9 protein-coding genes are annotated in these 13,469 nt (G+C 30.3%); 5 read left to right on the top strand and 4 right to left on the bottom strand.

The window, feature by feature from the left end; all coding sequences use genetic code 11:
- The first annotated feature begins 5 nt into the window (after positions 1-5).
- From BHYOB78_RS08775 to BHYOB78_RS08755, 5 genes are all read left to right on the top strand, one after another.
- Positions 6-1,568, top strand: coding sequence for a hypothetical protein (locus BHYOB78_RS08775; RefSeq protein WP_020063878.1), 1,563 nt, complete (start codon positions 6-8; stop codon positions 1,566-1,568).
- 85 nt (positions 1,569-1,653) lie between these two features.
- A complete protein-coding gene (locus BHYOB78_RS08770; protein WP_012670418.1) occupies positions 1,654-3,228 on the top strand; it encodes a hypothetical protein in 1,575 nt (524 codons plus the stop codon).
- 81 nt (positions 3,229-3,309) lie between these two features.
- A complete protein-coding gene (locus BHYOB78_RS08765) occupies positions 3,310-4,812 on the top strand; it encodes a hypothetical protein (protein WP_020063877.1) in 1,503 nt (500 codons plus the stop codon).
- Between the two features lie 173 nt (positions 4,813-4,985).
- Positions 4,986-5,360 carry a hypothetical protein gene (locus BHYOB78_RS08760; protein WP_012670416.1) on the top strand — a complete coding sequence of 125 codons (375 nt, stop codon included), beginning with the start codon at positions 4,986-4,988 and terminating at the stop codon, positions 5,358-5,360.
- Positions 5,361-5,455: 95 nt separating this feature from the next.
- A complete protein-coding gene (locus BHYOB78_RS08755) occupies positions 5,456-6,376 on the top strand; it encodes a hypothetical protein (RefSeq protein WP_012670415.1) in 921 nt (306 codons plus the stop codon).
- Between the two features lie 86 nt (positions 6,377-6,462).
- Here BHYOB78_RS08755 and secA read toward each other — a convergent pair whose 3' ends face one another.
- The 4 genes from secA to BHYOB78_RS08735 form a co-directional block, all read right to left on the bottom strand.
- On the bottom strand, positions 6,463-9,405 hold the full coding sequence (gene secA, locus BHYOB78_RS08750; protein ID WP_012670414.1) for a preprotein translocase subunit SecA: 2,943 nt from the start codon (positions 9,403-9,405) through the stop codon (positions 6,463-6,465).
- 171 nt (positions 9,406-9,576) lie between these two features.
- Positions 9,577-11,226 carry an ABC transporter permease gene (locus tag BHYOB78_RS08745; protein WP_012670413.1) on the bottom strand — a complete coding sequence of 550 codons (1,650 nt, stop codon included), beginning with the start codon at positions 11,224-11,226 and terminating at the stop codon, positions 9,577-9,579.
- Positions 11,219-12,343 (bottom strand): ABC transporter ATP-binding protein, encoded by a 1,125-nt coding sequence (locus BHYOB78_RS08740; RefSeq protein ID WP_020063876.1) that lies wholly within the window; start codon positions 12,341-12,343, stop codon positions 11,219-11,221. Before BHYOB78_RS08740 ends, BHYOB78_RS08745 begins: the two co-directional genes overlap by 8 nt.
- An 81-nt stretch (positions 12,344-12,424) precedes the next feature.
- Positions 12,425-13,444 carry an ABC transporter substrate-binding protein gene (locus BHYOB78_RS08735; protein ID WP_065203237.1) on the bottom strand — a complete coding sequence of 340 codons (1,020 nt, stop codon included), beginning with the start codon at positions 13,442-13,444 and terminating at the stop codon, positions 12,425-12,427.
- Positions 13,445-13,469 lie beyond the last annotated feature (25 nt).

Here is a 13,469-nt window from a genome sequence, read left to right as displayed (position 1 = left end):
AAATTATGAAGAAAATATATTATTTACTATTTATTTCTATAATATCAATATTTTTAATGTCTTGCGGAAATTATTTCAATCCAAGATATTATTATAATAGCAGAGGATCATCAAGTGAGGGTAATGTTCCTGATAACCCTGATATAGGCGGAGGAGGAGAGGGGTTATCTCCTGAAGACGATCCTTTTAATAATGATAATGGAGATAAACCATGGAATGATCCTAATTACGGCGGATTTACTTTAAACCTTGATGAGCTTGTAATAAGAGCAGATTTTGATGGTAATAACAGACCTACTTACAGATTAGAAAAGGGTACTTGGACTTCACATAATCCTGCCAAAAACAGCTATAAAAATGGCGGTAATTTATCATCTGCTGCTGGAAGTTTTACTATAGGTAATGTTACTTATTATATGTATAAAGGGAAAAATCCTACATATGATCCTAATAGTTCATATAATCAGAGCAGCAGAATGGAAAGATTTTATTTCTATCATTTAGTTGGAAGTTCTGCAGGAAAACCTGTTGATAACTATTTAATATGTATAGATAGCTACTCAAAATTGGTATTTGCTTTCGGCGTTCCTACAAAATGGGAATGGGCTGTTATAAAATGGATGCCTATAGCTTGGGGGGCAGTTGAGTTAGGTTGGGAAACTGATAGTGAAACAGGTAAGCCTATATATTTCAATAATACAGATGGCGTACAATATTTTTATGAATATGACCCTGTAGGTATAGTTCTTCCTGATAACACTATAAAAATATATGATTGGTGTTTGAATTCAATAGCTGGAAATAGATATGGTCCTAGAGTAGAAGGTAATGTAATAAATCTAGACAGACCTATAGCTTCAAAAGATGTTGCAGGACGTTCTCCTTATATGCCTATTAAAGTAGAAGCTGGTACTAAAGACAATGTAACAATAATGGCTAAAAGCTTGAAAAATGTGAGTGTAAAAAGTAGAGTATATTGGGCAGGAATTTTTGGAGGCGATATTCAAAATAATGCTTGGTTTACATATACAATAGCAGGAACCGCTTATAATAATGAAATGGGAAGCGGAGTTTTACAGAATATAGAAAACTTAGACCCTAGATCTGAATCTACTACAGGTATGATATACTTAAGTGAAACAAAAGATATATCTGTTGGAGGTCAAGTTAACTTCTCTTCTCAAATAGTAGCTGAGGTAAGGAGTATAGAAAAAGGTGCTACTATAGAATTAGCTTCTCGTGTTGATAAATACAATAAAGAAACATCCTTTGCCGATACTGCTAAATTTGGACAACGAGGCAGCGGAAATATGGCAGCTGTTTCAGCACCTATTTTGAAATTAAAGTATGATGTTGATAATGAACAGTTTGTTGTGGATACTGAAAATTCTGTTATGAGTAATAATGATCTTTCTACAACTATAAGTTCTTATCCTGCAGATTTTACTCTTAAGAGAGGTGAAACTAAGGATATTACTATAAGATACAAATGGATGAAAGGTAATGATACTTCAAATGGTGAAGAGTTTGAAATTACTTATACTTTGAAATTTGAATCTGTACAGTAAAGATAAATAAATATAGGCATTGGATAATACTCTGATGCCTATATTTTTAATGTATATATAACCAAATTAAAATTTGGAGATTTTTATGAAAAAGATAATTTTTTTATTAATTATATTATTTGTATCATTTACATTTATTATTTCATGCGGAAACTATTTCAATCCAAGATATTATTATAATAATAGAGGATCATCAAGTGAGGGTAATGTTCCTGATAATCCAGATTTAGGTGGAGGTGGAGAGGGATTAGCACCTGAAGACGATCCATTTCAAACCGGAGATTGGAATAGACCTGATTATGGTGGATTTACTTTAGACCTAGATAATCTTGTAATAAGAGCAGATTTTGACGGTAATAACAGACCTACTTACAGATTAGAAAAAGGTACTTGGGATCCTTATCCTGCTAGTAATGCTTATAAAAACGGCGGAAATTTATCATGTGAAGCAGGAAATTTTAGTATAGGAAGTGTTACTTACTATTTATATAAAGGAAAAAATCCAAATTATAGTATTGATAGTAAATATAATCAAAGCAGCAGATTGGAGAGATTTTATTTCTATAGACTAAAAGGAAGTTCTGCTGGAAAGGATGTAAATAATTATTTAATATGTATAGATAAATATTCAAAATTGGTATTTGCTTTTGCTGTACCTATGGCATGGGAGAATGTTTTGATAAAATACATGCCTATATCTTGGGGAGCTGTTGAATCAGGTTATGAAATTTATGAAACCGGAGGCGAAGTATATTTCAATAAAACAGACGGCATACAATATTTCTATGAATATGATCCTGTTGGTATAGTTCATGAAGATGGTACTATAGAAATTTATCAATGGTGTTCTGATTCAATAGGAAATAATAAATTATACGGACCAAGAGTAGAAGGAAATAAAATAGATTTAAGCAGACCTATAGCTTCAAAAGGTGTTGCTGGAAGATCTCCTTATATGCCTATTAAAGTTGAAGCAACTGTAAAAGATAATGTAACAATAATGGCTAAAAGCTTTAAAAATATAAGTGCTAGAAGTGCTGAAGGATATTTAAGTTGGTCATTAAAACCTCAATATGATGATATTAGAGATTACGGATACTTTACATATACTATATCTGCTTCTGCTTATAATAGTGAAATTTCTGACGGTACTTTAACTGATATAGAACATTTAGATCCTAGAGATAGCAGTCTTACAGGTATGATATATGTAAATGAAGTTAAGAAAATAGATAAAAATAACTATATTAATTTTAATTCAAGTAAATCTTTTGAGATTAAAAATATAAATGAAAATGTATGTATAGATTTAGCTTCGCGTATATTTAAATATAATACACTTAAAGCTATTGGTATAACTTGCATAGATACTGATAACTTTGGAAAAGGAGGAAGCGGAGAGGTTGCTTCTAAAGATATGCCTAAATTAAAGTTAAAGTATGATGCTGATAATGAGCAGTTTGTTGTGGATATTGCAAACTCTGTTATGAATAATGACGGACTTTCTACAACTATAAGTTATTATACACCTGATTTTACTCTTAAGAGAGGTGAAACTAAAGATCTTACTATAAGATACAAATGGATGAAAGGTAATGATGCTTCAAACGGAGAAGAGGTTGAGGTTACTTATAGTTTGAAATTTGAATCTGTAGAGTAAAGATAAATAAATATAGGCATTGGATAATATCCTGATGCCTATATCTTATATATAATAAAAATTAAAATGGTTTGTAAATTTATGAAAAAGATAATTTTTTTATTAATCATATTTTTTGTATTAATTACATTTATTATTTCATGCGGAAATTATTTTAACCCAAGATACTATTATAATAATAGAGGTTCATCAGTTTCTGGTGATATTCCTGATAATCCTGATATAGGCGGCGGCGGTGAAAATTTATCACCTGAAGACGATCCTTTTGACCCTTCCGGCGGTAAGGACTGGAATGATCCTAATTACGGCGGATTTAATTTAAATCTTGATAATTTGGTTATAAGAGCAGATTTTGACGGTAATAATAGGCCTAGTTATAGATTTGAAGAAGGATCATGGGCGGTAAATGATCCTGCCAAAAATAGTTATAAAAATGGCGGAAAATTATCATGTAAGGCAGGAAGTTTTTCTATTAATGATGTTACTTATTATTTATATAAAGGAAAAAATCCTGCATTCGATCCTAATAGTTCATACAATAAAAGTGATAGATTAAAAAGATTTTATTTTTATCATCTAATAGGATCTTCAGCTGGAAATGTTGTTGATAATTATTTAATATGTATAGACAGCTATTCTAAACTTGTATTTGCATTCGGTGTTCCTATAAAATGGAAAAGTGTTATTATAAAAGATATGCCTATAGCTTGGGGATCTGTTGAATTGGGTTGGGAGGCTGATTCTAGTTCAAATAATCCTATATACTTTAATAATACATATGGTGTAAAATATTTTTATGAATATGACCCTGTAGGTGTAGTTCTTTCTGATAAAACTATTAAAATATTTGATTGGTGTTTAGATTCTATAGCTAAAAACAGATATGCACCAAGAGTTAAAAATAATGTTATAGATTTGAAAAGACCAATAGCTTCAGCAACAGAAACAGAAGGACGCTCTCCTTATATGCCTATTAAAGTAGATGAAAAATTAAGTATGACTGTAACAGCAGAACAAATTCAGATACAGAATGTTGATGTTGTAAGCGCTAATTATTTCTTTGGAGGTATAGATTATAAAAAAGGTTTAGCCGGCATATCTTATGATATAAGATTTGGATACAATACTTCTTCCGGAGTTATGGATAATTTTGAAACTATAAATAAATTTGATAAAACTACTTTGTTTTCTAGTTTATTCAGTGTCAAAGTTGGGGAAACTAAAACTATAACTTCAACGCCTAAAGAATTGAAAATAGAATATACTGAAAAAGAAGATATTTATTTATTGCTTGATGCTAATGTTACAGTTTACTCAAGCGGAAATGTCTGGACTTCTGAATGGCCTAGTGCTATGATAGATACTCAAAAACCTATAGTAAAACTGAAGTATGATAAATCAAAAGATGCCTTTGTGTTTGACAGTATATATGGTGATAATGCTGATAGAATTATAGAATATACAACAGGATTTGAACTTACTAAAGGAAGCAGTAAAGATTTTACTATAACATTTAAATCAACTGAAATAGGTGAAGAGAAAAAAACAGGAACAATGAAATTAATATATAGATTAAAATACTAATATATTCAATATAATAGGAAATGAACTTTATCTTTGTGATATAGTTCATTTACCTAATTATTAATTTATAATAATAAAGCAGATTATATTAAAAATCTGATTTTATTAATAACACTTTACAATATTTTATTTTGATATATAATATTTTATATAAAATAATATGGATTAAAACTATGATAAAAAAACTTTCTATAATACTGATTTCTATTTTTATAATTTCATGTAATTCTCCCTTTGCTGGAGCAGGAATAAAGTTTTCCAATAGGGCTGGAAGTTATCAAAATAAAGATAAAAGTATTACAGTTACAATTACCGACAAATCTAAAGACAATTTAATTATAGATGCAGTATCTTCCGAAACTATAAATGAAACTATAACAATTAATTCTTCTTCTTCAAGTCAGTACTTGAAAGTTAATTCTGAAAAATATAATGGATATATTTATATTTTGAATTTAGGTAATAACGTTCAAAATTTATTTTTAACTGTTAGAAATGATAAAGGTCAAAATGTTATTTTTAATGAAAAGCTTACTATATTAAAATAATATTTTTTATATCTCTTATTTTAAACTATATATTGTTTACTTATATTTCTTTTGATATATACTTTTATTATTAATTTAATAAAGAGAAATTATTTATGAAAAATATAATAAAAAAAGTTCAGAAGAAAACTATTATTCTATCCATATTAACTATTATTATGGTTCTTGTTATATCAAGAGCATGTTCAAGCAAATTCGATCCTAGATATTATTATCAGCAAATGCAAAATAAAGAAAATGGCACAGGTACTGAAGAACCAGATATTGGGGGAGAGGGAAATTTGAATCCTGAAGATGACCCTTTTAAAACCGGTGAATGGAATGATCCTAATTATAGAGGCTTTACTCTTAATCTTGATAATGATTATGTTATAGCCGCTTCTTTCGGACTTAAAAATGAACCTAGATATATGCTTATAAAAGATGATACTTGGAAATTAAATGATTCTTTAAGAAATGAATATTATTATAACGGTACTAATACAAAAGCTGCTGGTTTTCCTGTTAGAAGAGTAAAATATTTTATGTATAAAAACATGAATCCTACTTTCAATGCAACTAATAGCTATAATAAAAGTTCTAGACTAAAAAGGTTTTGGTTTTACCGTTTTACAGGAAATGCAGGTGTAAATACGGATAATTATTTAATCGCTATAGATAGTTATTCTAAACTTGTATTTGCTTTTGCTGTTCCTACTAAATGGAAAGCTATTCTTGGAATACCAGCTCCTGAAGAATGGGGAGCAGTTGAGCTTGGATGGGAGGCTAATGCTGATACTGATAATTTAAATAGTCATGTGAAATTCGCTGTTGATGGACTAAAATATTTTTATGAATATGATCCTGTAGGTATAGTTAAGCCTAACGGAGATATAGAGATATATCAATGGTGTTTGGATTCTATAGGAAATAATAACAGATATGCCCCTAGACTCAATGGAAGCGTTTCTGATTTGACTAGAAAAATTGCTGATTATGGTTTTGCAGGACGTTCGCCTTATTTACCTATGAAATAAAAATTATATAAGCATAAATATAAAAAAGGTATATATAAAATCAATTATATATACCTTTTGTTTTATATTAATTTATTTGTTTTTATTTACTGAGGATTATCCTTTCCATGGCAATGCTTATATTTCTTTCCGCTTCCGCAAGGACAAGGATCATTTCTTCCTATTTTCTGAGCCATTTTAACATTAGGCTGTGCATTTTTTACTTTGCTTTGAATAGCTTGAGCATTTCCTCCATTCATAGCACTAGCACTGCTTTTTTCTTCAACGCCTCCGTCAAATGCACTTTCTCTTTCAATAGTATCAAATGAATTAGGTATTATTCTTACTCTCATTATCAAGTTTACAAGCTCATTATGTATAACATTCATAGTAGCCATAAACATCTTATATCCTTCGAGTTTGTATTCTGTAAGAGGGTTTTTCTCAGCATATCCTCTAAGTCCTATACCTTCTCTTAAACTATCCATAGCAAATAAATGATCCTTCCATCTGTTATCTATTATTGAAAGGAATATGTTTTTCTCTACTTCTCTGAATATTTTTTCATCTATTTCAGATGCTTTTTTTCTGTATGCTTCTAATAATAGGTTAGTAAGATTTTTCACAGCATTATCAACTCCGCCTTCTACAGCTTTATTTGCCGCATCTTCATCTATACCTATCAAATAACTGTTAAGCCATTTAGTTACTTCTAAAGCATCAACATTCTTTTTATTTCCGCTTATATCTTCAATAGTCTCTTCAGTAACTTCAGATATAATTTCTTCTACTCTAGGAGATATATCATCAGAGTAAAGTATATAATCTCTCTCGCCGTAAACAGCCATACGCTGCTGATTCATAACATCATCATACTCAAGCAAATGCTTTCTTATATCAAAGTTTCTGCCTTCAACTTTTCTCTGAGCATTTTCTATTGATTTATTAAGCCATTTATGTCCTAGCTCTTCTTCTTCGCCCATTCCCATAGCAAGCATCATTTTAGAAACTCTCTCACCTCCGAATAAACGCATTAAATCATCTTCAAGAGATAAGAAAAATACGCTTAGTCCAGGGTCTCCCTGTCTTCCGCTTCTACCTCTAAGCTGATTATCAATACGTCTTGCCTCATGTCTTTCACTTCCTATAACATGCAAACCGCCTGCAGCAAGTACTCTTTCCTTATCAACTTTAGCTTTTTCATTTATCTGAATTATTCTGTCAATCTTTTCTATCATTTCATCGGCATTATTTTTTTGAGCTAATTCTTTAGCTTCTTCTATTTTTCCAGATATTACGCTTCTTACAAAAGCCTCTTTATAAAGGTCTATTGATTTTATTTTCTTTGTTAATTCCTCTTTTTTGTAAGGGTCTCTCTCTTTGAAAGCTTTATCTCTCATAAGTACAAGTATTTGCTCTATTTCAGCAACACCTTTAGCAACAGGGTTTCCTCCAAGCACAATATCTGTACCACGGCCTGCCATGTTTGTAGCAAGTGTAACAGCTCCAGGCTCTCCTGCCTGTGCTATTATTGCAGCCTCTCTTGAGTGGTTTTTAGCATTCAATACTTCATGATTAATTTTATGTCTTTTGAATACTTTTGATAATTCTTCGTTCATTTCAACTGATACAGTACCTACAAGAGCAGGTTTTCCGGCATCCTGAAGTTCTTTAATATATTTTGCCAAAGCCTCAAATTTAGCTTTTCTTGTTCTGTATATTCTGTCTGATAAATCCTGTCTTGCTATAGGCTTATTAGTAGGTATAACAGCAACGTCTAATTTATATATTTTATAAAACTCTTCAGCCTCTGTTTCAGCAGTACCTGTCATACCAGAAAGTTTAGGATACATTCTGAAATAGTTCTGGAATGTAATTGTAGCATAAGTTTGAGATTCATTTTGTATAGCAACTTTTTCTTTAGCTTCTATTGCTTGGTGAAGTCCGTCGCTGTAACGTCTTCCCTCAAGTACACGTCCTGTAAACTCATCTACAATCAAAACTTCTCCGTCGGTAACCATATAATCAACGTCTTTTTTGAATACTTTATGTGCTTTCAATGCCTGATTAACATGGTGAACTATAGTACTGCTTTGAGCTCCGTACAAGTTTTCAACATTAAGGAGTTTTTCTACTTTGTGTACGCCTTCTTCTGTAAGGTATACGTTTTTATCTTTTTCATCAAGTACATAATCACCAGTGCCTGCTACCTCACGCATTCTCTCATCAACTTCAGCCTGTTTAAGCATAGGTATGATTCTATCAATTTCATAGTACATTTTTATGTTTTTTTCCGCAGGTCCTGATATGATAAGAGGAGTTCTAGCTTCATCTATCAAAATACTGTCTACCTCATCGACTATGGCAAAGTAGAATTTTCTTTGAACTTTATCCTCTTTTCTAGTTACCATATTATCTCTTAAATAGTCGAATCCAAACTCATTGTTAGTACCATAAACAACATCGCAGTTATAAACGGCTCTTCTTTCAGGTGAATGGGGTCTTGTATTATCAAGTATTCCTACGCTTATACCAAGCATAGAATATATAGGAGTCATCCATTCAGCGTCCCTTTTAGCGAGGTAATCGTTTACTGTAACAACATGCACTCCTAATCCTGTTAAAGCATTAAGATAAACAGCAAGGGTAGCAACAAGTGTTTTACCTTCACCTGTTTTCATCTCGGCAATTCTTCCCTGATGAAGTACTGCTCCTCCCATAACCTGAACATCAAAGTGTCTCATTCCTGTAGTTCTTATACTAGCCTCACGAACCACAGCAAATGCCTCTGGAAGTATTTCATCTAATATATTCTGAAGTTTTTTCTTATTTTCTTCTTTGCTTAAATCTAATTCTTCTGTTTTGCATCCTATGTATTTTTCTACTCTTTCCCTGAATTCTTTTGTTTTATTTGTAAGTTCTTCATTGCTTAATTTTTTTATCTCTTCTTCAAAGGTTAATGTTTTTTCTGCTATAGGTTTTAATATTTTAGCGTCATTTTGTTCTTTAGAGCCGAATATTAATTTGAATACTAAGTCCATTGCTCCCATTAGTAATAAACTCCTTAAAAATCTAATATAGGTAAAATATTTTTTTATTAAAACTTAATAATAACATAAAATGTAAATATAATAAAGTAGAAAATTATAATTTTAGATAATATAAAAAATGGGATCATAAGATATTTATCCTATGATCCCATATAGATTGTTAATTGTATATTATAAACTTACTTCTTTTTTACCAGTTAATTTGAAGAATATTAAAAGAGATATTATAGTTGACAAGGTTAATATTGTAGATAAAGCAGCAGCAGTTCCATAACTAGCCCTTATAACCTCTTGGTAAATAGAAACAGCCATTGTTCTTGACTTTCCTGTATACAATATTACAGAAGAACTCAATTCATTAATTACTGTTATCCAGCTTAATATAGCTCCTGAAATAACACCGGGAAGCATCATCATAGCAGTTATCTTGAAGAAAGTTTTTACTTGAGAAGCTCCTAAACTTATAGAGGCTTCTTCCATACTCGTGCTTATTTGATATAGTATGGCAGAGCTTGATCTTAAAGTATAAGGCATTCTTCTTATAACCAATGACATTATTATTATCATAGATGTTCCGCTTAATATTATAGGAGGTTTGTTAAAAGCTAAAAGAAGTGTTATACCCAAAACAGATCCAGGTATTATATATGGAAACATAGTTATTGTATCTATAACACTTGTTAAAATATTTTTTCTTCTTATTGAAATATATGCTATAAACATACCCATTATAACAATAATAAATATAGTTATAATTCCGTATAGGTAAGTATTTTTTATAGAAGTTCCAAGAGAAGAGAATATTGAAATATAACTATTTAAAGAGAATCCTTTAACAAATATTGCTCTGTTTGTTTTTAAGAATGAAGTATATATAACAGTTATTTGAGGTATTATAGATAAAAATACTATGAAATAAATGAATATATGTACTAATACAGACATAACTCCCTTAATTTCTTTAGGTTTTATAGGATTCATAGAACTCATAGTAAATGATTTTTTATTAACAAAGTATTTTTGAGCTATAAACATCATAGCAGTTATAAATACCATAATACTAGCCATTGAAGCAGAAAAGTTAGCATTTCCTCCTACTTCGCTTACGAATTCAGAGTAAATCATAGTAGGCATAGTTCTGTATCCTTCACCTATAAGCATAGGAGTACCAAAATCAGCCAATGCATTCATAAATACTAATAATGAACCAGCCAATATAGTAGGTGTTATTAAAGGCATAGCTATTGTAACGACCTTTTTAAAAGGAGAACAGCCCAAACTTTCTGCAGCTTCCATTAAAGAAACATCTATTTTACTTAAAGCACCTGAAACATACATAAATATGAATGGATATAATTTCAAAGTAAATACTAATAATATTCCTCCGAAACCATATATTGTAGGAGTGGAAATTCCAAATCCAGCAAAAAATTTAGTTACTACTCCGCTTCTTCCTAGCAAAAGTATCCAAGAATAAGCACCTATAAATGCAGGGGACATCATAGATATTATTATAAGTATTTCTAAAAAAGTTTTACCTTTTATTTTATAAACACTCATAAAATATGCCATAGGAGTTCCTATTACTATAGCCAATATAGTTACGCATATAGTTACAGAAAAACTATTTACAAGAGCCTGATAATAGTATTTTCTGCTGAAGAAACGTAAAAAGTTATCTAAAGTCCAAGCTCCTGTTTCAGGATCTTTAAAACTACTTATAAACAAAGAGAATAATGGATATACTAAAAATAAAGCAAAAATTACAGCTATTATTAAAGTAATATAAGTCCAAAAATCTATTTTTAAACGTTTATTCATATTTTTTTACTCCTTTAATAAGACTTTTTTCCATATCTGGAGTAAATACATTTATTTTATTAGCATTAGGTTTTAAAGTTATAACTTCATCTTTCTCATACATTCTATCTGTGTATGATGAGTCTTGTGAATATTCTATGCTAGGCTGATCAGGAATAACTTCATTATCATTGAAATGTAAGAAATAATTAGTATATTTTCCAAGGAAAGTTTTAGATAAAATTTTTGCTTTGATTCCTTCATCATTTTCAGAATTAACAAAAAATTCTTCAGGCCTTATTCCAACAACAACTTCATCTCCGTCTTTAACATCTAATAAATTATCCATTTTCAATTTATATCCGCATCTAAATAAAATATATGTATCGTTTCCTTCCATTTTTATGCTTGCATAGAATAAATTTGAATGTCCTATGAAAGTAGCAACAAATACATTATAAGGTCTTGTATAAATACTTACAGGGCTTCCAACCTGCTGTATAACTCCATTTTTCATTACAGCTATTCTATCAGATACTGCAAGTGCTTCTTCCTGATCATGTGTAACATAAACAGTTGTAATACCTACATGTCTTTGTATATCTTTTATTGCACTTCTCATTTCTATTCTTAATTTAGCATCTAAGTTAGAAAGAGGCTCATCCATAAGTAAAACACTTGGAGTGATAACTATTGCTCTTGCTAAAGCTACTCTCTGCTGCTGTCCTCCGGATAATCTTTCAGGAAGTCTGTCCTGATATTCTTCTATTTTTACAACATGAAGCATTTCATCTACTTTTTTCTTCATAGATTCTTTATTTTCTTTTCTGAGTTTTAATCCGTATTCAACATTTTCTCTAACAGTCATATGCGGAAATATTGCATAGTTTTGAAATACCATACCAATATTTCTTTTATGTGCAGGAATATTGTTGATTACATCTTTATCAAATTTTATTTCTCCGCCTTCTATTGTATTAAATCCGGCAATCATACGTAAGAGAGTTGTTTTACCGCATCCTGATGGTCCAAGAAGAGTAAAAAATTCTCCATTTTTTATCTCTAATGAAAGATCAGGTATTATTGTCAACTTTTCATAACGTTTTACTACATTTTCAATAGATATAGATACACTCATTATAACCTCTCTTTTTTATTTATTAATTTATAAACACAAAGAGTATAAAACTATTTATACTCTTTGCATAGTTTTTATTTATTAGATACTAGTGAAAATATCTTTAAATTTGTTTAGCCAATTTTGTTTGTTTTGATCAACTACAGCTTCATCGTCTGTAATAACATTAATAGTATCTACAGACTGAAGTATAGCAGAAGGAGGTAAATCACCTCTTACAGATCTTCTATTTAATTTATCAGTTATTGTTTTTTGAGCATCATAGCTTGTAGCATAGTCTACAAACTTTTTAGCATTTTCTAAGTTTTTAGCATTCTTTATTATATATATTCCATCTGGTTTGATTATAACACCTTCTTTCATATATACTAATTTAACAGGAGAACCAGCAGATACATAATTAGCACCGCCTTCTTCGAAAGTCAAACCAACAGTATATTCACCGTCAGCTACACCTTTATAAACAGCAGAAGAACCGCTTAATAATTTACCGTCTAAATTAGCACATAATTTTTGTACATAATCCCATCCTTTTTCAGGATCGCCTTTACCTATAGCATAAAGCATATTTACCAAATGTTCAAAAGAAGATGAAGAGGCAGAAGGATCAGCAAATGCTATTTTTCCTTTTAATGCCGGATTAAGTAAATCTTCATAGCCTTCTATTTTTATATCGCCTGCCAAGTTAGTATTTACCATTAATATACTAGGAACAGCAGTACATCTAGTTAAAGCACCTTCAGTATTTTTATATATTTCTGCTATGTTCTCTTCATTTGTAGATGTATAGCTTTCAAACAAATCAATTTTAGGTTTTGCCATACTTATAGTTCCGCCCCAAAGTATATCGCCTAAAGGATTATCTTTTTCAGATTCAACTCTTTTAAGAAGTTCTCCTGTTCCAGCTGCTATAATATCAACATTTATTCCAGGGTTTTTAGCTTTGAAATCATCTACTAATGGGTTTATGAATTCTAATGGGTGAGGGCAATATATTACAAGTGAATTACCGCTTTTGGCACCTGATTCGCTTGAAGAACAAGAATAAAATAGAAATACTGATAATAATAATGATGTGAATATTAGAACAATTTTTTTCATAAATATAATTCCTTCCTTTTTTTAT

Origin of the sequence: Brachyspira hyodysenteriae ATCC 27164, from assembly GCF_001676785.2 — a bacterium.
Taxonomy (GTDB): Bacteria; Spirochaetota; Brachyspiria; order Brachyspirales; family Brachyspiraceae; genus Brachyspira; species Brachyspira hyodysenteriae.
Note: the sequence above shows the minus strand (reverse complement) of the source record. Positions and strands in the feature narration are given on the sequence as shown.

What these genes read in the sequence shown, in the direction of transcription:
- BHYOB78_RS08760 (WP_012670416.1), top strand. Translation starts at nt 4,986, where the DNA reads ATGATAAAAAAACTTTCTATAATACTGATTTCTATTTTTATAATTTCA.
- BHYOB78_RS08770 (WP_012670418.1), top strand. Translation starts at nt 1,654, where the DNA reads ATGAAAAAGATAATTTTTTTATTAATTATATTATTTGTATCATTTACA.
- BHYOB78_RS08735 (WP_065203237.1), bottom strand. Translation starts at nt 13,444, where the DNA reads ATGAAAAAAATTGTTCTAATATTCACATCATTATTATTATCAGTATTT.
- BHYOB78_RS08755 (WP_012670415.1), top strand. Translation starts at nt 5,456, where the DNA reads ATGAAAAATATAATAAAAAAAGTTCAGAAGAAAACTATTATTCTATCC.
- BHYOB78_RS08775 (WP_020063878.1), top strand. Translation starts at nt 6, where the DNA reads ATGAAGAAAATATATTATTTACTATTTATTTCTATAATATCAATATTT.
- BHYOB78_RS08740 (WP_020063876.1), bottom strand. Translation starts at nt 12,343, where the DNA reads ATGAGTGTATCTATATCTATTGAAAATGTAGTAAAACGTTATGAAAAG.
- secA (WP_012670414.1), bottom strand. Translation starts at nt 9,405, where the DNA reads ATGGGAGCAATGGACTTAGTATTCAAATTAATATTCGGCTCTAAAGAA.
- BHYOB78_RS08745 (WP_012670413.1), bottom strand. Translation starts at nt 11,226, where the DNA reads ATGAATAAACGTTTAAAAATAGATTTTTGGACTTATATTACTTTAATA.
- BHYOB78_RS08765 (WP_020063877.1), top strand. Translation starts at nt 3,310, where the DNA reads ATGAAAAAGATAATTTTTTTATTAATCATATTTTTTGTATTAATTACA.